The organism is Rhodanobacter sp. G2-10 (assembly GCF_055809185.1).
The window spans coordinates 1,879,812-1,899,124 of sequence record NZ_CM147900.1; the positions used below are offsets into that span (position 1 = coordinate 1,879,812).

General features: G+C 64.0%; 18 protein-coding genes and 1 tRNA gene. 11 read left to right on the top strand and 8 right to left on the bottom strand.

Features of this window, described 5'->3' with window-relative positions; genetic code table 11:
- The first annotated feature begins 9 nt into the window (after positions 1-9).
- From AC0L58_RS08645 to AC0L58_RS08675, 7 genes are all read left to right on the top strand, one after another.
- Positions 10-600, top strand: coding sequence for an FMN-dependent NADH-azoreductase (locus AC0L58_RS08645; protein WP_473682483.1), 591 nt, complete (start codon positions 10-12; stop codon positions 598-600).
- Between the two features lie 112 nt (positions 601-712).
- Entirely contained in the window at positions 713-2,383 is a 1,671-nt protein-coding gene (locus AC0L58_RS08650; RefSeq protein WP_473682485.1) for an amidohydrolase, read from the top strand.
- Positions 2,384-2,690: 307 nt separating this feature from the next.
- Entirely contained in the window at positions 2,691-3,032 is a 342-nt protein-coding gene (locus AC0L58_RS08655; protein ID WP_473682487.1) for a hypothetical protein, read from the top strand.
- Positions 3,033-3,035: 3 nt separating this feature from the next.
- A complete protein-coding gene (locus AC0L58_RS08660; RefSeq protein WP_473682489.1) occupies positions 3,036-3,410 on the top strand; it encodes a GntR family transcriptional regulator in 375 nt (124 codons plus the stop codon).
- Positions 3,407-4,264, top strand: a complete 858-nt coding sequence (locus AC0L58_RS08665; protein ID WP_473682491.1) for an ABC transporter ATP-binding protein — start codon at positions 3,407-3,409, stop codon at positions 4,262-4,264. The genes AC0L58_RS08660 and AC0L58_RS08665 overlap by 4 nt, the downstream gene beginning before the upstream one ends.
- Positions 4,261-5,217, top strand: a complete 957-nt coding sequence (locus tag AC0L58_RS08670) for a hypothetical protein (protein ID WP_473682493.1) — start codon at positions 4,261-4,263, stop codon at positions 5,215-5,217. Before AC0L58_RS08665 ends, AC0L58_RS08670 begins: the two co-directional genes overlap by 4 nt.
- A 116-nt stretch (positions 5,218-5,333) precedes the next feature.
- On the top strand, positions 5,334-5,879 hold the full coding sequence (locus tag AC0L58_RS08675; RefSeq protein WP_473682495.1) for a hypothetical protein: 546 nt from the start codon (positions 5,334-5,336) through the stop codon (positions 5,877-5,879).
- Between the two features lie 95 nt (positions 5,880-5,974).
- Here AC0L58_RS08675 and AC0L58_RS08680 read toward each other — a convergent pair whose 3' ends face one another.
- Positions 5,975-7,357 carry a class II fumarate hydratase gene (locus AC0L58_RS08680; RefSeq protein ID WP_473682497.1) on the bottom strand — a complete coding sequence of 461 codons (1,383 nt, stop codon included), beginning with the start codon at positions 7,355-7,357 and terminating at the stop codon, positions 5,975-5,977.
- A 228-nt stretch (positions 7,358-7,585) separates the two neighbouring features.
- Here AC0L58_RS08680 and purB point away from each other — a divergent pair, with 228 nt between their 5' ends.
- Positions 7,586-8,953: an adenylosuccinate lyase gene (gene purB / locus AC0L58_RS08685; protein WP_473682499.1), complete on the top strand. Its 1,368-nt coding sequence runs from the start codon at positions 7,586-7,588 to the stop codon at positions 8,951-8,953.
- Between the two features lie 117 nt (positions 8,954-9,070).
- Here purB and gstA read toward each other — a convergent pair whose 3' ends face one another.
- A complete protein-coding gene (gene gstA, locus AC0L58_RS08690) occupies positions 9,071-9,688 on the bottom strand; it encodes a glutathione transferase GstA (RefSeq protein ID WP_473682501.1) in 618 nt (205 codons plus the stop codon).
- A 171-nt stretch (positions 9,689-9,859) separates the two neighbouring features.
- Here gstA and AC0L58_RS08695 point away from each other — a divergent pair, with 171 nt between their 5' ends.
- Positions 9,860-10,303 carry a winged helix-turn-helix transcriptional regulator gene (locus AC0L58_RS08695; RefSeq protein WP_473682503.1) on the top strand — a complete coding sequence of 148 codons (444 nt, stop codon included), beginning with the start codon at positions 9,860-9,862 and terminating at the stop codon, positions 10,301-10,303.
- 45 nt (positions 10,304-10,348) lie between these two features.
- Here the strand turns inward: AC0L58_RS08695 and cysK are convergent, their stop codons facing one another.
- Together cysK and cysG are read right to left on the bottom strand one after the other, a co-directional pair.
- The gene (gene cysK / locus AC0L58_RS08700; protein WP_473682505.1) at positions 10,349-11,290 is read right to left on the bottom strand and encodes a cysteine synthase A; all 942 of its coding nucleotides are present in this window, start codon (positions 11,288-11,290) and stop codon (positions 10,349-10,351) included.
- 82 nt (positions 11,291-11,372) lie between these two features.
- Complete coding sequence (cysG, locus tag AC0L58_RS08705; protein ID WP_473682507.1) at positions 11,373-12,866, bottom strand: siroheme synthase CysG; 1,494 nt, start codon at positions 12,864-12,866, stop codon at positions 11,373-11,375.
- A gap of 300 nt (positions 12,867-13,166) precedes the next feature.
- Between cysG and AC0L58_RS08710 the strand changes: the two genes are divergently transcribed.
- Positions 13,167-14,162 (top strand): LysR substrate-binding domain-containing protein, encoded by a 996-nt coding sequence (locus AC0L58_RS08710; RefSeq protein ID WP_473682509.1) that lies wholly within the window; start codon positions 13,167-13,169, stop codon positions 14,160-14,162.
- 177 nt (positions 14,163-14,339) lie between these two features.
- Entirely contained in the window at positions 14,340-16,169 is a 1,830-nt protein-coding gene (locus AC0L58_RS08715; protein WP_473682511.1) for a DUF885 domain-containing protein, read from the top strand.
- A 356-nt stretch (positions 16,170-16,525) separates the two neighbouring features.
- Here the strand turns inward: AC0L58_RS08715 and AC0L58_RS08720 are convergent.
- From AC0L58_RS08720 to AC0L58_RS08735, 4 genes are all read right to left on the bottom strand, one after another.
- Positions 16,526-16,615: transfer RNA gene (locus AC0L58_RS08720), tRNA-Ser, on the bottom strand.
- A 297-nt stretch (positions 16,616-16,912) separates the two neighbouring features.
- The gene (locus tag AC0L58_RS08725; RefSeq protein WP_473682513.1) at positions 16,913-17,278 is read right to left on the bottom strand and encodes an LrgA; all 366 of its coding nucleotides are present in this window, start codon (positions 17,276-17,278) and stop codon (positions 16,913-16,915) included.
- Positions 17,275-18,555: a serine--tRNA ligase gene (gene serS / locus AC0L58_RS08730; RefSeq protein WP_473682515.1), complete on the bottom strand. Its 1,281-nt coding sequence runs from the start codon at positions 18,553-18,555 to the stop codon at positions 17,275-17,277. The genes AC0L58_RS08725 and serS overlap by 4 nt, the downstream gene beginning before the upstream one ends.
- 96 nt (positions 18,556-18,651) lie before the next feature.
- A complete protein-coding gene (locus tag AC0L58_RS08735) occupies positions 18,652-19,230 on the bottom strand; it encodes a hypothetical protein (protein ID WP_473682517.1) in 579 nt (192 codons plus the stop codon).
- Positions 19,231-19,313: the final 83 nt, after the last annotated feature.

Genomic DNA, 19,313 nt, shown 5'->3' on the forward strand with positions numbered 1-19,313 from the left:
AACCTCATCATGAAACTGCTGCATCTTGATTCAAGCGCCCTGGGTAGCCATTCGGTCTCACGCCAGCTTACTGCCGAGATCGTGAGCCAGCTCAGGCGCCAGACGCCCGGCCTCGACATCCGCTATCACGACCTGGCCGCCGAACCGTTGCCGCACTGGACGCCGGTGACCGACGCCAGCGACCCGGCCGCCCAGCTGGGCAACCAGACGATGGAAACGTTCCAGGCCGCGGATATCGTGGTGATTGGCGCGCCGATGTACAACTTCACGATCCCCAGCCAGCTCAAGGCATGGATCGATCGCATACTGGTCGCCGGCAAGACCTTCCGCTACACCGCCAACGGACCCGAAGGGCTCGCCACCGGCAAGCAGGTCATCATTGCTTCCAGCCGGGGCGGTGCTTACCGCAACACGCCGATCGCGGCGATGGATTTTCAGGAAAACTACCTGCGCGCGGTATTCAACTTCATCGGTATCAACGATGTGAGCTTCGTTCGCGCCGAAGGTCTCGCCATCGGCGACGAGCAGAAGGCTGCGGCGATTGCTTCGGCACGCCAATCCATAAGCCAGCTCGCCCCGGTGCTGGCCGAGGTGGCCTGAGCGCAAGCATGGTCCGCAGGGACGGCCCCACGACGGGGGCCGTCCCTGCCGTGCTGGAAATCAACATCGCATGGCGACACACTGGCGTACCCCGAGCCCAGGACGCCAACGCATGAACCTCACCTCGCGCACGCTCTTGCTCACCCTGCTGCTGATGATCGCTCCACTCGGCCGCGCGGCCGATCTGCTGGTCACCCACGTCAACGGCTACACGCTGGACAGTCACGGCAAGTTGCAGCAGTTCCAGGCATTGCTGATTGATCAGGGCAAGGTCATTGCCACCGGCCGCGCTGCCGAACTCGCAGCGCGTGCGGGCGACGCCAAGATAATTGACGGCCATGGCCACACCCTGCTCCCGGGCCTGATCGACGCCCACGGTCACGTGCTGGAGCTGGGCTACGCGCGCAACAGCGTCGACCTCACCGGCACGCAAACGCTGGACGAAGCCCTGGCGAAAGTGAAGGCGTACGCCGACGCCCATCCGGACGCGCCGTGGATACGCGGGGGCGGCTGGAACCAGGAGATATGGAAACTCGGCCGTTTCCCTACCGCCAAGGAACTGGACGCCGTCGTCCCGGATCGTCCGGTCTGGCTGAGCCGCATCGATGGCCATGCCGCGTGGGCCAACAGCGCGGCGATCAAGCTGGCAGGTGTCACCCGCGCCACCCGCGATCCCAGCGGCGGACGCATCGAGCGCGATGCTGACGGCAACCCGGCCGGCGTGTTTGTCGACGGCGCCACCGCCCTGGTGGACGCGAAAGTCCCCGATCCCACCGCGCAGGAAAGAACCGCCGCGCTGGATACCGCTTTGGCCGAGATGGCGCGCGTCGGCCTTACCGGCGTCGGCGACGCCGGCATCGACCTTGCGAACTACCAGCTCTATCGCCAATACGCCGACGCGAACAAGCTCACGGCGCGCATCTACGCGATGATCCGCGACACCGGCGACGCATTCGACGCGGTCAGCAAGGACGGCCCGCTGATCGGCTACGGCAACGACCACCTCACCGTGCGCGCGGTCAAGCTGTTCGCCGACGGGGCATTGGGCAGCCGCGGCGCCGCGATGCTGGCGCCCTACTCCGACGATCCGCACAACCGGGGTTTGCTGTTCATGCCACCCAAGGTGATGACCGCAAAAATCGACAAGGCCTTTGCCAGGCACTATCAAGTGGCCATCCACGCCATCGGCGACCGGGCGAACCGCGAGGTACTGGACAGCTACGCCGCCGCGTACAAATCGCATCCGGAAGCCAGCGCCCTGCGCAACCGCGTCGAGCACGCACAAATCGTGTCGCTCAAGGACATCCCCCGCTTCAAGACCCTGAACCTGATCGCCTCGATGCAGCCCACCCACGCCACGTCCGACATGAACATGGCCGAGGATCGCATCGGCGCCCAGCGCATCAAGGGTGCCTATGCCTGGCGGCGCTTTCTCGATCAAGGCACGGAGGTCGCGGCAGGCTCGGACTTCCCGGTGGAATCGCCCAATCCGTTCTACGGCCTGTATTCCGCCGTGACGCGCCAGGATCATAACGGCCAGCCGCCGGGCGGCTGGTACGCGGATGAGGCGATGACCCTGGTCGAAGCATTCCGCGCTTTCACCCTCGATGCGGCCTTTGCCCAGCATGCGGAGAAGACCCTCGGCACGCTCGAGCCGGGCAAGTGGGCGGACTTCATCCTGGTCGACCACGACATCTTCAAGGATCCGCCGAGTCGCCTCTGGAACACGCGCGTGTTGCAGACCTGGGTCGGCGGCAGGCAGGTTTACGCCAGCCCCGAGTAAGTCGCCCCGCGACCCGAAAAACATCAAGCAGACGCCACGCATCCCGCCACGCGGGTTGCGTGTGCGTGTGGTCGCAATCCGTGGGCGAGAAGCCACCGCCAGCGCCTCCACACGGCAGCAGCCAGACACCCGACGCCGGCTACGCCTGATATTCGGCGGCCTTGCGTCGTCGTGCCCCGAACGCCTGGCTCGCTCCGTATAGGCCATCAGTCATGTTGCGAATTGCAGTTTTTCCTATTGACGACCCGAAACTCGGTGTTATAGTTCACTACAACACCACCCAACGACATCACCGAGGAGGTTCGCCATGAAAGCTTACAAACTGATCGCCGGCGCTGCAGCCGTCCTGCTCACCTTCGCCAGCCTGCGTGCTGTGCTCTACAACGTGAATGACTGGCAGCCGACCAACAGTGCCAGCAGCGCTCCAGCCACCCATGTCACCAACCTGGCACCGGTTGTGGTTCATCCCACTGCCGCCCAGCGGCGCGAGGCTGCGCTGTACACCGACACGGCCAGCCTGATGACCCTGCCGGCCAGTTCGGACCTGCAAGCCGACGCATCGCTCCAGCCGATCGGTCTGCTCGGGTCGCAGCTGGTGATGCCCTACTATTCGTTTGGCAAGAAGTTCGGCCGCATGACCAAGGAATAAGCCATGACCATCACCTGGAACGACAGCGTCCCGATCTATCGCCAACTGCACCAACGTGTGGTGGCGATGATCCTGGACGGCGCCTTGAATGAAGGCGACCCGCTGCCGTCGGTACGCCAGGTCGCAGCGGACTACCAGATCAACCCGCTGACCGTATCGAAGGCGTATCAGGAACTGGTCGATGAACAACTGGTTGAAAAAAGGAGGGGCCTGGGCATGTTTGTCATCGAGGGCGCGCATGCTGCGCTGCTGAAATCGGAACGCGAGCGCTTTCTGCGCGAGGAATGGCCGGTGCTGTACGCCCGCCTGCAGCGCCTGGGGCTGGATTTGAAGACCCTGATGCGCGAAGCCGCCACCCACCCGGAGAGCAAGTCATGAGCGCGGTGATTTCGGCCAACGGCCTGACCAAGCGGTACAAAACGACGTTGGCACTGGACCAGGCCAGCTTCCAGATCGAACCGGGCCGCATCGTGGGACTGATCGGCCCCAACGGCGCCGGCAAGACCACCGCCTTGAAAGCCATCCTCGGGCTGACCGATTTCACCGGCGAGCTCAACGTGCTGGGCTTTGATCCGCGCAAGCAGCGCGACAAGCTGATGGGCGAGGTGTGCTTCATCGCCGACGTGGCGGTACTGCCGCGCTGGATCCGCGTTCACGAGGTGGTCGACTTCGTTGCCAGCGTGCATCCGCGATTCGACCGCAGCAAGTGCGAGGCCTTTCTGGCGCGTACCAAGCTGCAGCCGAATCAGCGCGTGCGGCAGATGTCCAAAGGCATGATCGTGCAGCTGCACCTCGCGCTGGTGATGGCGATCGACGCCAGGCTGCTGATCCTGGACGAACCCACGCTGGGCCTGGACATCCTCTACCGCAAGCAGTTCTACCAGAACCTGCTGGAAGATTACTTCGACGAGAACAAGACGATCATCGTCACCACGCACCAGGTCGAGGAAGTCGAGCACATCCTCACCGACCTGATGTTCATCCGCGACGGCAAGATCGTGCTGGACGCGGACATGGATGCCGTCGGCGAACGCTTCATCGAGGTGATGGTGAACGCCGACCAGGCCGACGCCGCCCGCGCACTGAAACCGCTGGACGAGCGCAAGGTCTTCGGCAAGAGCATTTTTCTGTTTGACGGCGTCGGACGCGCGCAACTGGAGGCGATGGGTGAAACCCGCCGGCCATCCATCAGCGACCTGTTCGTCGCCACCATGAAGGGAACCTACGCATGAAAACCTTCTACTGGCTGGTGAAGCGCGAGTTCTGGGAGCACCGGGGCGGCTTTTTCTGGGCCCCGGTCATTACCGGCGGCATCTTTCTGCTGCTGAACATCATGGGCATCATCACCGCCGAGGTACTTGGTGTCACCCACGGCATCAGCATCGGTGCCAGTGGCGGATTGAAACAACTCATCGGCCAGATGGATGCCGGTGACATGAGCAAGGTCGGCCTCGCGCTGGATGTCGCGATGTATTCGGCGATGGGCTTGCTGATCGTGGTTCTCGGCTTCGTGGTGTTCTTCTACTGTCTCGGCGCCTTGTACGACGACCGCCGCGATCGCAGCATACTGTTCTGGAAGTCGCTGCCGATTTCTGACGCCAGCACGGTTCTGTCCAAGGTGGTCAGTGCCACCGTGCTCGCCCCGATCATTGCCGTCATCGTGGGTATCGTCGTCGGCATGCTGCAATTGCTGATCCTGGCGATGACGCTGTCCTTCCATGGCATCAACGTGTGGCAACTGCTGGTGCTGGCGCACCCGTTCAAGGTGATGTTCAACCTGATCGGCTACATTCCCTTGTACGTGTTGTGGGCGCTGCCGTCGGTCGGTTGGCTGCTGCTCTGCTCAGCCTGGGCTCGCAGCAAGCCGTTCCTGTGGGCGGTGGCTTTGCCGGTCGCTACCGGCCTGCTGATCAGCTGGTTCGGCATCATGGGGCTGTTCAACCTGCCCACCAGCTGGTTCTGGGGCAACGTCGTGCAGCGCAGCTTGTTCAGCGTGTTCCCCGGCACCGGCAGCCTGTTCGGCGGCACACCGCACGACATCTCCAGCATCAACGGCCTGAATGTGCTGGATCTGGGCTCAACCTACCAGCTGCTGGGCTCGACCGACCTGTGGATCGGGGTGCTGGTTGGCGCCGCCCTGCTTGCCGGCGCCATCTGGTTCCGCCGCTGGCGCGACGACAGCTGAGTGACGCAACGGATGGGCCGTCGCTGGCCCATCCGTCTTCATTTGCCCGCCAAGTCTTCGCGCCTTCATCGGCGCCCGGCAAGACCTTCAATGCAGCGCTCGACCGGAGAGTATCCATGTCACTTCGTCTCTTGTTCTTCGCACTACTGGCCGCCTTGCTGCTGGCTGGCTGCGGCAATGATTCGAACATGAGTGATTTCGGCAGCACCTCGATCGCCAATGGCGGCATCCGGGTCAAGCACGGAATCGCCACGCTGCACGTCAGCGGCGCCCCCGATGCAGTGATCTCCGCCGATGGCGAGCTGAGTATCGACGGCAAGGCGGTCGCAACGACACCGGAACAACAAGCGTTACTCAAGCGCTACGTGTCCTCCGCCGTTGCCGTTCGCGAACACGGTATCGCCACCGGCAAGGCCGGCGCGGCCGTCGCCGGAGCAGCCGTCCAAGGCGTGGTGGCCAGTATCGCGAGTGGCGACAGCAACCAGATCGACAAGCATGTCGACGCCAAGGCGAAACAGGTCGACGCAGCCGCCAACAAGATCTGCCTGGATATCGCGCAGATCAAGCAGGCACAGGATGAGCTGGCCACCCAACTGCCCGCCTTCAAGCCCTATGCCCGCATCATCAGTGGCGATCCGGACGCGCATTGCAATGGGCCGTAACGAACCTGCGTCACTGGAGAACGCTGCTGGGCGGTGCTTGAAAAATATCGCCCAGCAACGGGCCTCCTGCGCTTGCGTGTATTGTTGCAGGCTGGCTATTCGCCGTGAATTCCGCCACGGGTCAAGGTCATCGGGTCGAGCAGTTTCTTCAGCTCGTTCCTCGACAGTCCGGTGGTCTCCAGCGCCACATCCATGATCGGCCGCTGTTCCTTGTAGGCCTGCTTGGCAGTGGCGGCCCCCTTCTCGTAACCGATCACCGGATTCAGCGCGGTGACCAGGATCGGGTTCATCGCCAGTGCCTCGGCCACCCGTGCCTTGTTGACGGTGAAACCGGCAATCGCCTTGTCTGCCAGCAGCACGCTGACGTTGCCGAGGATCTCGATCGACTGCAGCAGGTTGTAGGCAATCAGCGGCAGCATCACGTTGAGCTGGAAGTTGCCGGATTGACCGGCGACGGTGATCGACGCGTCATTGCCGATCACCTGCGCCGCCACCATCGCCACCGCCTCGGGAATCACCGGGTTGACCTTGCCCGGCATGATCGACGAACCGGGCTGCAGCGCGGGCAGCGCGATCTCGCCCAGGCCGGCGAGCGGACCGGAATTCATCCAGCGCAGATCGTTGGCGATCTTCATCAAGGCCACCGCCAGCGTCTTCAGTGCGCCGGACAACTCCACCGCCGCGTCCTGCGCCGCCATGCCCTCGAAATAGTTTTGTGCCGACTCGAATTTCACCCCGGTCAGCTTCTGCAGCTGCACTGCCATCGCGGGGCCGAACTTCGGATCGGCATTGATGCCGGTGCCCACCGCGGTGCCGCCCTGCGGCAGCCGGCGCATCCGCTTCAACGCGTCCTCGATGCGCTCGATCGCCGCAGCGATCTGGGCGGCCCAGCCGGAGAGCTCCTGCCCGAAGGTGATCGGCATCGCGTCCATCAAGTGCGTGCGGCCAGTCTTGGGCGTGTTCTTCAGCTCGCGTGCGCGCTTGTCGATCGCCTTCTTCAGATGCTTCAGCGCCGGCAGCAGATTCTCGCCGGTGGCCAGCGTGGCGCTGACGTGGATCGCGGTGGGGATCACGTCGTTCGAACTCTGGCCGTAGTTCACGTGGTCATTCGGGTGCACCTTGGCACCCGCGGCCACGGCAAGGTGCGCGATCACCTCGTTCGCATTCATGTTGGTGCTGGTCCCCGAACCGGTCTGGAAAATGTCGATCGGGAACTGCGCGTCATATTCGCCCTCGGCCACGGCCAGTGCGGCCTTGCGGATCGTCGTGGCCTGCCGCTTCTTCAGATGGCCCATCGAAAAATTGACGTCAGCCGCCGCCGCCTTGATCAGGCCCAGCGCACGAATGAACTGGCGCGGCACATGCAGGCCGGAGATCGGAAAATTGTCGATCGCGCGTTGCGTCTGCGCGCCGTACAACGCATCGGCGGGCACCTGCAGTTCGCCCATGCTGTCGTGTTCGATGCGGAAGTTGCTCATGTCCAGGTTCCTGCGTTTGGAGAATGCCCCACTATAGTTCGCTGACCCCGACTGTAGGAGCGCACCCTGTGCGCGACGCTCTTCGTTACGTGACGGAAAGCCTCGCGCACAGGGTGCGCTCCTACAATTCAGGGCGGTCACGCAGCCTTTCCATGGGCCACAACCCATCCCGGGCCGGACGCGCCCGCACCATGTAAAATGGCGGTTTCGCCTCGCCGGAACTTGCCGATGTCCTCGCACGCCCTTACCGCCCTGTCGCCACTGGATGGCCGCTACGCCAGCAAGGTCGCATCGCTGCGTCCTATTTTCAGCGAGTTCGGACTGATGCATCGTCGCGTGCAGGTGGAAATCGAATGGCTGTTGGCGCTGGCTGCCGAACCCGCGATTGCCGAACTTCCCGCGTTCGATGCCGGTCAGGTCGCCACCTTGAAAGCCATCGCGGAGAACTTCAGAGAGGCCGACGGCGAGCGGATCAAGGCGATCGAGGCCACCACCAACCACGACGTCAAGGCGGTGGAATACTTCATCAAGGAGAAGATCGGCGCCGACGCCGGACTGGCCCAGGCCAAGGAGTTCGTGCACTTCGCCTGCACCAGCGAGGACATCAACAACCTGTCCTACGCCTTGATGCTGCGCGACGCGCGCAGTCACGTGCTGCTGCCGCAACTTGATGCGGTGATTGCCAGCCTGCGTGAACTTGCCCATGCCAATGCTGCCCTGCCGTTGCTATCGCGCACCCATGGTCAGACCGCCTCGCCGACGACGCTGGGCAAGGAAATCGCCAACGTGGTGGCGCGCCTGGAGCGTCAGCGCAAACAACTGGTGGCGGTCGAGGTCTCCGGCAAGATAAACGGCGCGGTGGGCAACTACAACGCCCACCTCATCACCTACCCGGAAGTGGACTGGCGCGCATTTTCGCAACGCTTCGTGGAAAGCCTCGGCCTGGACTACAACGCGTACACCACGCAGATCGAACCGCACGACAACATCGCCGAATTCTGCGACGCCGTGCGCCGCGCCAACATCATCCTGATCGACCTGGCCCGCGACATCTGGGGTTATATCTCGCTCGGCTATTTCAAGCAGACCTTGAAGGCCGGCGAGGTGGGCTCCTCGACCATGCCGCACAAGGTCAACCCGATCGATTTCGAGAACGCCGAAGGCAACTTCGGGCTGGCCAACGCATTGCTGGGGCATTTCGCCGAGAAACTGCCGATCAGCCGCTGGCAGCGCGACCTCACCGATTCCACCGTGTTGCGCGCACTGGGCACCGCGTTCGGGCACGGCGTGGTTGCCCTGGAATCCCTGAAGAAGGGCCTGGGCAAACTCAACGTCAACGCCGAACGCATCGGTGCGGACCTCGATGCAAGCTGGGAAGTGCTCGCCGAAGCCGTGCAAACCGTGATGCGTCGTCATGGTCTGCCGCAGCCCTACGAGCAGCTCAAGGCCCTGACCCGCGGCCACGGCATCACGCGCGATTCGATGCGCGGATTCATCGACGGGCTCGAGCTTCCCGCCGAAGCGAAGCAGCGTCTGCTCGAGCTCACGCCGGGAAGCTACATCGGCCTGGCCGAACAACTGGCAAGAGACATCTGACGATCAGGGCGTCGTCCAAGCCAGGAAAGGGCGCGCCGCATTGCAGCGCGCCCTTTGCATGACAGGAAGCCACCGGCATGCCACCCATGTCGACGACATGGATCACCTGACCAATGCTTACGCCGACTTTGCGGTCAGACTCTCTGCGTGCATCGCGGCCTGCACCTTGGGTCGGGCGGCCACGCGCTGCTGAAACGCCGCCAACGCCTTGAACTCCGACAGGTCCAAGCCCACTTTCGGGGCCCAGTTGGTGATGGTGAACAGGTAGGCGTCGGCACCGGTGAAATGGTCGCCAACCAGCCAGTCCTGCTTTGCCAGCACCGCATCCAGCAGCGCATACCGTTTGCGCAAATAGGTTTTGCGCTCCTCGCGCGCCTGGTCGGAAGTCGCCGGGTTGAACAGCGGGCTGTAGGACTTGTGCAACTCGGAATTGATGTAGCCGAGGAATTCCTGCAAGTGGTAACGCGGCAGGCTGCCATTGGCAGGGGCCAGCTTGCTCTCGGGCTTCTGGTCGGCCAGGTACTGCACGATGGCCGGGCCCTCGGTCAGCAGTTCACCGCTGTCCAGTTGCAGGGCGGGCACGTAGCCCTTCGGATTGATCTGCAGGTAGTCCTCACCGCTCGCGGTGCGTTTGGTCTTGCCGTCGACCTTGACCAGTTCCAGCGCAATGCCTGCCTCCAGCGCCACGATGTGGGGTGAGAGCGAACAGGCACCGGGCATGTAATACAGCTTCATGAGCTTCCTCCAGGGGAATGGGGTGATTCACCGTGCGGGCCATGGATCAACCGCACCGCGCACTCCACGCATCATAGTCGCGCATGGTTACTCATGGATACTATCTAACCTTCAGATAGTGCAAAATGTGGTTACCTCATGGTTACTGCAGCAGCTCGGAGGAACTCGCACATGAGTCTGAAAGTACGCAAGAGCAAGGTTGCCACGCCGCCGCCCGCCTGCCCTCTGACCGAGAGCCTGGCGCTGCTGCGCGGAGCGTGGGCACCCAATGTGATCTGGTATCTCAGCGCCGAGCCGCGCCGCTTCGGTGAGTTGCGCCACGACATTCCGCGCATTTCTGCGCGCGTATTGAGCACGCGGCTGCGCGAACTGGAAGCTCGTGGCCTGGTGACTCGGCAGTTGCTCGACACCTCGCCGCCCTCGGCGGAATACGCGTTGACGGCGCTTGGCCGCGAGTTGCTGCCAGCGATACATGCGCTGGCCAATGTCGGGCAGAAGCTGATCACCCAATGGGGCGGCTCCGACAAATACAAGCCAGCCAAGCGCAGGCCCGCTCAAACCTCGACGCGGCAACAGCCGGCAGGCAGAGCCCGCCCTGCAATCGCCGCGCCGTAGGGCGGGCTCCGCCCGCCGTCTCTTCCGCATCAGACCCAACCGCACTCACTCGACCTCGTCGGATCCCTCGTTCACACCTTCGAACAGGAACGTCGACAGGTAACGCTCGCCGGTATCGGGCAACATCGCGAGCAGCACCGAGCCTTCGGGTGCATCTTTGGCCACTTCCAGCGCAGCCGCCAGCGTGGCGCCGGCGGAAATGCCCACGAAGATGCCCTCCTTCTGTGCCAGCGCACGCGAGGTGTCGCGGGCCACAACGTCATCGATCAGCACGATCCGCTGGACGATGTCGCGGTTGAGTACGCCCGGTACGAAGTCGGGAGTCCAACCCTGGATCTTGTGCGACTGCCATTCCTGGCCGGAGAGCAATGCCGCCACCACGGGCTCGCTGGCGACGACCTTCACTTCCGGGCGCGCCACCTTCAGCACTTCGCCCACGCCGGTCAGCGTACCGCCGGTACCCCAACCGCTCACGAAGTAGTCCAGCCGGCGCCCGGCAAAGTCGCTCAGGATCTCCGGCGCCGTGGTGTTGCGGTGGTAGGCGGGGTTGGCCTCGTTCTCGAACTGGTCGGCGAGGAACCAGCCGTGCTTCTTCGCCAGCTCGGCCGCCTTCACCACCATTGCGGTGCCACGGCCCGCGGCCGGAGTCAGCACGACCTTGCCGCCGTAGGCGCGGATCAACTTGCGTCGTTCGATGGAGAACGACTCGGCCATCACCGCCACGAACGGGTAGCCGCGCGCGGCGCACACGGCCGCCAGCGCCACACCGGTATTGCCCGAGGTCGCTTCGACCACGGTCTGGCCGGGCTTCAGCACACCGCGCTGCTCGGCGTCCAGGATGATCGCCAGGGCGAGTCGATCCTTGACCGAGCCGGCCGGATTGAACGCCTCCACCTTCACGTAAATCGTCACGTGCTTCGGTGCCAGGCGATGGAGTTTCACGATCGGCGTGTTGCCAATCGTGTCGAGAATGCTGTCGTGGATCATGGGTGACTCCTTGGAAAGAATGAGGCCGGGAGAGATCAACGGGCGCACGAACGTCGCAAATCATGCGCCCAGCAGGGAAGATTCAACAGGCCACGCGATGGATGGCTTCAAGCAATCCATCGCGTGCAGCTACTCCCGGAGTCGTCGATTCGACCGGAATATCGGTCGGCAGCTCGTGCACGGTGGCGCCAAGCGGCGCGGCGCCAAACCAGGCCAGTGGAGGCGCCAGCGCGGCCACCTCACCCAGAATCAACAGGGCCGGCGAACGCACGGCGTGCGCCTTCGCGCGTTCGGCAAGGTTGGCGAGGGTTCCGCTGACCACGCGCTGGCTGGTGTGCGAGCCGTTCTCGATCAAGGCAAACGGCGTGGATGCGGCGCGCCCGTGTTCGATCAGGCGCGATTGAAGCGTGCCAAGCTCGCCCACACCCATGTAGACCGCCAGGGTCTGCCGCTCCTGCGCCAGAGCGGCCCAGTCCAGAGTGTCGCGGGACGCCTGGCAATGTGCCGTGACGAAGCGCACCGACTGTGCGTGATCACGATGTGTCAGCGGCACGCCCGCATAGGCGGCGCAAGCCAGCGCCGCCGTGATGCCGGGCACCACCTCGTAAGGAATGCCATGGGCGCGGAGAAATTCCAGCTCCTCACCACCGCGACCAAACACGAATGGATCGCCGCCCTTGAGCCGCACCACCCGCCTGCCCGCTTGCGCATGCTCCAGCAACAGGGCATGGATGCGGTCCTGGGTCGTATGGTGGTTGCCCGCCTGCTTGCCGACTTCGATCCGCTCGGCATCGCGTCGCGCCAGCGCAAGCACGCCGGCACCGACCAGCCGGTCGTGCAGGATCACGTCGGCCTCGTTCAGCGCGCGCAGTCCGCGCAGCGTCAGCAGCCCCGGATCGCCCGGGCCCGCGCCAACCAGCACCACCGAGCCGGCAGCCGGAATTCCGGCGCTCGACAAGGCCTGCTCCGCCGCTGCCGATGCCTCATCGGGCCGCCCGCTGCGAAGCAGGGCCGCGACCGGTCCCGTCAGCAGGCTTTCGTAGAAACTTCGTCGGGCCGCCATCTCGGGCAGGCGCGCCCGGACGCGCTGGCGCAACCTGGCCATCAGCGTGGCCAGGGTGCCGAGCGATTGATCAAGCAAGCTCTCCAACCGCTCGCGCACCAACCGCGCCAGCATCGGTGCATCGCCACCGCTAGAAATGGCTATGGTCAATGGTGAACGATCGATCACCGCCGGCACGTGGAAGCTCGACAGTTCCGCATCGTCGACCACGTTGACGAAGATCCGTCGCAATCCGGCCAGGGTGGCGACCAGTGCATTCATGTCCCGATCGGAAGTCGCCGCCACCACCAGCCACACCCGCTCCAGCCAGCTCTCACGGAACGGATCGGGACGATGTGCAATTCGTCCCTGCTGCACCCATTGCTGCAGCTGCCTTGTCAACGTGCGCGCGTTCACCGTCACCTGCGCCTGCGCATCCAGCAAGGCGGCAACCTTGCGCTCTGCCACGGCGCCGCCGCCAACCACCAGCACGGCGCGCTGCGACAGCGAGGCAAAGATCGGGTAAAGCTTCATGCGGCGAACCTGGATGTGGGGTCGATGGACGTTCGGCTACGCTACGAACCAGCCCGCGCGACGGCAAATGATTTACCGCACGACCCATATGCCGAGACGGCATTAGCAGGAAAACGTTTGACATAACAAGCAAATAGACGTATAGACGTCCATATATGAAATCAATCCGCCTCAACGAGCCATCACGTCAGGTCCACCCGGCAAGCGTTCGCCAAACCCGGCAAGCGAATGTTCCGCGATGTATGCGCGACTCCTCCGCATATCCACGCATCGACCACGAACGCCTACGGACCGCCCACCATGACGCTTGCCCAACTGCGCTATCTCATCGCCATCGCCGACTCGGGCCTCAACATCACCCTGGCCGCCGAGCGCGTGTATGCCACCCAGCCTGGCCTGAGCAAGCAACTCAGGCAGCTTGAAGACGAACTGGGCTTCCAGCTGTTCCTGCGCAAGGGCAAAAGCCTTGACGCGATCACCCACGCTGGCGAGCAGGTGATCGAGCGGGCGCGGATCATCCTGGCCGAAGCCGCCAATATCCGGTCGATCGCCGCAAACCTGCGCAACGAAGCCTGTGGGGAGCTGCGCATCGCCACTACCCACACCCAGGCGCGTTTTGCCCTGCCCACCGCGATCGCCGCACTCGCGACGAGCTACCCCGAGGTCAGCGTGCACCTGGAGCCGACCCGTGATGCCGACGTACTGGCTCGGCTGGAGGCCGGACAGGTCGACATGGCCATCATCAGCAGCGCGGGCGTCGCACCCTCTTCCGGCGTGGCGTTTCCGGCCTATCACTGGCAACGAGTGATCGTCACGCTATCCGACCATGCACTGGCTCGGCGCCGCACGGCACCGACGCTGGCCGAGCTGGCCCAACTGCCCCTGATCAGCTACGACTCGTCGCTGAGGCCCGAATCATCCCTGCGCCGCGCCTTCGCCGCTGCCGATCTGACTCCGCAGATTGCGATGACCGCCGGCGATGCCGACCTGATCAAGACCTACGTGCGCGCGGGCCTGGGTGTGGGCATCCTGGCCGAGATGGCCATGCTCGACGGCGATGCCGACCTGCAGACCCTGCCCGCCGACCAGTTGTTTGCGCCGTGCACGACCTGGGTGGTGGTGCGCCGGGACTGCGTGCTGCGCGAATACATGCTCGCCTTCATCCACCTGTTCGCCCCGCACCTCGGGCGACGCGAAGTGACCCGGGTGATGGCGGGCGATCCGCCGGACCCCGCCTGGCAGCGGGTTCCGCATTGGCGCGAGCGCAACGAGTCACGCGCCGCCGAAGCGGCCTGAACTGCAGGGCATCAAGACACCTATGGGCCGGCACATGGCAGGAGCGCGACGCTTATCCGACTCGCGCATTGCCGGCCGGGTCCGGAACCTGCCGGAGCCTGGGCCGTAGCAAAGCAGATGAACGAGGCAACGCGGTTTTGAGTTAGGCTCGGGTTTCCGTCCTGGGGAAAATCGATCATGCGTTCATACCGCGTTGTCATCCTGTCCGCCGTCATCGCCTCCGCAGTGCTGGCCGGGTGTTCGAAAAGCCCGTCGGACTCCACACCCGCTGCCGCCACCTCGGCGCCTTCACCCGCCGCCTCGGCCAGTCCGATAGCCGATGCCAATCAAGACGCGGCGCTGGCTACCGCGGTGGACAACTTCATCGACGGTGCGTTCCAGCACAACCCGGTGTTCGCCGCCAATGCCGGCAAGCACGAATTCGACGGCAAGCTGCCCGATTACAGCCCGGCGGGCCTGAAGGCCACGGCCGACTGGTTGCATGCCCAGCGCAACACGTTCGCTGCATTCACCGACTCCCAACTCGATGCCCAGGGCCGCTTTCACCGCGACTACGTACTGGCGGTGATCGACGGTCAGCTGTTCTGGCTGGAGGATTCCGGCGCGCCCTACAAGAACCCCTCCTTCTATACCGGCGACCTGTCGCCCAGCATGTACCTCACCCGGCCTTACGCGCCGCTGGCGCAGCGCATGGCCGCCTTCGTCAGCTACCAGGAGGCCCTGCCCAAGGCGCTGGCCCAGATCAAGGCCAACCTCAAGTTGCCGCTACCCGAGTCGTACATCGACCTCGGCGTCAATTCGTTCGGCGGCTACGCCAGCTTCTTCAAGAAGGACGTCCCCGGCATATTCGCCAGCGTCAAGGACGACGCGTTGCAGGCGCGCTTCAGGGCCAGCAACGCAGCGGCCATCAAGGCGTCACAAGACCTGGCTGACTGGCTGAAGGCACAAAAACCGCATGCCACCCAGGATTTTGCGCTCGGCGCGAAAAAGTTCTCGGAAATGCTGCACGCCACCGAGCTGGTTGATATGCCGCTGGACAAGCTCAAGGCGATCGGTGAATCCGACTTGCAGCGCAACCTTGATGCGCTCAAGAAAGCCTGTGACCAGTTTTCCCCCGGCAAGACGCTGAAGGCGTGCGTAGCCAAGGAAAGCGCCGACAAACCGGTCGGCGGCGCCGTGGAAGGCGCGCGCAAGCAGCTTGCAAGCCTGCGCCAGTTCATCATCGACAAGGATCTGGTCAGCATTCCCGGCACCGAACAGGCCAAGGTCGAGGAAGCACCACCCTTCAACCGCTGGAACTTTGCGTACATCGAAATCCCCGGCCCGTACGAGAAGAACCTGCCGTCGGTTTACTACATCGCGCCACCGAACCCGAAGTGGAGCAAAGCCGACCAGCTGGCCTACATCCCCGGCAAGGCCGCCCTGCTGTTCGTGTCGGCGCATGAAGTATGGCCCGGCCACTTCCTGCAGTTCCTGCACGCCAATCGTGCCCACTGGAAATTCGGCCAGCTGTTCGTCGGCTATGCCTACGCCGAAGGCTGGGCGCACTACGTCGAGGAAATGATGTTCGACGCCGGCGTCGATGGCGCCACCCCGGAAGTCCACATCGGCCAGCTCACCAACGCCCTGCTGCGCGATGTGCGCTTCATCTCCGCCATCGGCCTGCACACCGGCGGCATGACCATCGCCCAATCCGAACAGATGTTCCGCGACAAGGCCTTCCAGGATCCCGGCAACGCCCGCCAGCAAGCCGCCCGCGGCACCTACGACCCGGCCTACCTCAACTACACCATGGGCAAGTTGATGATCATGCAGCTGCGCCAAGACTGGATCGCCACGCATCCAGGTCCGCACGCGCTGAAAGCCTTCAACGACCAGTTCCTCAGCTATGGCGGCCCGCCGATTCCGTTGGTAAGGCAGCAGATGCTGGGTAGGAAGGTGGAGGCGAAGTTGTGGACGAAGGATGAGGTGGCAACCAATGACTCTGAGTCTGCGGCGGCGAAGTAGTCAGAAATCCGGGCGTTCGCGCGCCGCCTGAGTGTGGGTGCGCGAAGCCTTGGTCGCTGAGACGAACAACACTTGTCCAAGGCGCGAACCCCCAAATTCCGTCATTCCTGCGAAAGCAGGAATCCAGTGACTGCAGGCTGTCAGAGGCGCTGGATCCCCGCGTTCGCGGGGATGACGGGTTTAGGCAGGTGTTATTCGTCGCTGAGGCCTTTTCGCGCTTCGCGTCGTCATGGACGTTGGGTAGGTGAAACTGACGCTGTTGCGCAAGTTGACGACGGACGCTAGTCGGTGGGTTCTCATCCCCGTCGTCACCACCGGAAACGCAAAACGCCCCACGCGGGGGCGTTTTGCGTTTCTGGCGGAGAGAGTGGGATTCGAACCCACGGTAGGCTTGCACCTACGGCAGTTTTCAAGACTGCTGCCTTAAACCACTCGGCCATCTCTCCATGAAACTTTGTCGCTGCTGCTAGGCGCGCCCTGCGCGCCACTACGGCAGTTTTGCTACGGGCATCCTGCCCTTCGACCCTTCGGGGCCAGCGGCATTGCCGCTGTCCTCTCCGACTTCCTGCCTGAACGTCCAGACGGCGGGGGCCGTAATGCTATCAGGAACGCTGCGAAGCGTGGCTACCGATAACACCGGATGCCGCGCATTGCAGGAGCGCACCCCGTGCGCAATGCTTTTCCGATTCCCCATTCCCCATTCCCGATTCCCCAAGAAGAGGCATCGCGCACAGGGTGCGCTCCTACACGGAGGCGCCTTTCTTCGACAGCGCCAGCAGACAGCCGAACAGGATGGCCAAGGGAATCAGTGCGCCGAGGAGTGGCAACAGCAGTACGGGTTCGCGAACTACCATCGGCACCAGCTGACTGGCACTGGCGAAGACGATGACGGCGATGCGCCAGTTGCGGCGTTGAGCGCCGAACCAGTAGCTGACGATGAGCAGCGCCACGGCGACGGACGATAAGATGAAGTCGACAGGGTGCATCGGCCACCAGACGGCGAAGGCCAGCCGGCTTGCGATGAAGGCCAGCAGGCAGCTGATCAGGGTGATGCTGGTGACGCGCTCTACCTTGTTCCATGCGCCGGGCGCCGACGGCGCGGCGTTCATGCGATGCGGTCCAGCCCGGCCATGTATGGGCGCAGGGCCTCGGGGATGTCGATCGAGCCGTCCTCGTTCTGGTAGTTCTCCATCACCGCGATCAGGGTGCGTCCGATGGCGAGGCCGGAGCCGTTCAAGGTGTGCACCAGTTCGGGCTTGCCGGTGTCGGGGTTGCGCACGCGCGCCTGCAGGCGGCGGGCCTGGAAGTCTTCGCAGTTGGAGCAGCTGGAAATTTCGCGGTAGGTCTGCTGGCTGGGCAGCCACACTTCGAGATCGTAGGTCTTGACCGCGGTAAAGCCCATGTCGCCGGAGCACAACAGCATCTTGCGGTACGGCAGCCCCAGCTTTTTCAGCACGGCTTCCGCGTGGCCGACCATCTCCTCCAGCTGCGCGTGCGACTGGTCGGCGCGGGCGACATGCACCATCTCGACTTTCTCGAACTGGTGCTGGCGGATCATGCCGCGGGTGTCACGGCCGTAGCTGCCGGCTTCGGCGCGGAAGCACAGCGTGTGTGCGGCCAGGCGCAACGGTAGCGCATCGGCTTCCTGGATGGTGTCGCGCACAAGGTTGGTCAACGACACTTCGGCGGTGGGAATCATGTAGCGCTTCGTCTCACCGATCTCGGTGGCGAACAGGTCGTCCTCGAACTTCGGCAGCTGACCGGTGCCCTGCATGCTGTCGGCGTTGACGATGACCGGCACGTTGCATTCGAGGTAGCCGTGCTCGCCGGTGTGCAGGTCGAGCATGAACTGGCCCAGCGCCCGGTGCAGGCGTGCCAGTTGCCCGCGCAGCACGGTGAAGCGCGCACCGGAGAGCTTGGCCCCGGCGTCGCCGTCGAGCCAGCCGTGGCGCTCACCCAGTTCCACATGATCCTTCACGCCGAAGGCAAACTCGCGCGGCGTGCCCCAACGGCTGACTTCGAGGTTGTCGGTTTCGTCCTTGCCCACCGGCACGGATTCGTGCGGGATATTCGGGATGCCCAGGGCGATGTCGGCCAGCTTGGCCTGCACTTCGGCCAGCGCCTGCTCGTTGGCCTTGAGCTGATCACCGAGGCCGGCGACTTCGGCAAGCAGTGGCGCCACGTCCTCACCCCTGCCCTTGGCCTGCCCGATCGCCTTGGAGCGGGTGTTGCGCAGGTTCTGCAGTTCCTGCGTCTGCATCGCCAATTGCTTGCGCGAATGCTCCAACGCCTCGACCGCGGCCACGTCGAGCGCGTAGCCGCGGGTCTGCTGGAGGCGTGCGGCCGTATCGGCGAGGTGCGAACGCAACAGGGCGGGATCGAGCATGAGCGAGTCCAGATAAAGGCTTGAACCGCGAATTATCGCCGCCGGATGCCGCTTGCCGCAACGCGGCAGCTGGCCAACACGGCACGAGCAAGGACGTCAGCCTGCCGGTTGGCGCCTTTCGCGACCAAGCCACCAGGCCATCGCGGCCCCGGCCAGCAACCAGCCGATCAACTGCTCGCCCAGCGCGGCCAGGGTGAAATCCAGCGGAAAGCGATACCAGTTCCAGTACGGCAACAGCGTGCTTAGCCAGGCAAATACTGCTGCGGCGGCCACGATTGCCAGGCGTCGCCGGAATCCGAGCGCGGCCAACCCCATCACGAAGGCCAGCGCCAGCGCCGCCAGCGTGTCCGAGGCCCATTGCCGTCCGATCTGCGGCCCCATCTGCATCAGGTCGGTGCCTTGTGGTTGATACACCACCCAGGCATACGGTGAGCGCACGGCCTTGATCGAATAGGCCCGGACCACGGCAGGATCATGCATCTGCTTGGGGTCGAGCGAGGGCAGCAGGTAGATGCCGGCGCGATCGCCCAACCCCTGCTGCAAGCCGCTCAGGGCCACGTTTTCGTTGGTCGGCAGTCGCGTACCTACCTCGCCCAGGCCCAGCACCGTGTGCGCGGCCACACCCCACAGAAACATCACGATGCCGCCGATGAGACCCGCCACCAGTATGCGCATGACTCAGTTCCTCAACCGTGGGACGACACCGAATCTATGTCGGGCGCGGAAGCCAGCGCAAGGATGCCTGCAACAGGGGCGCC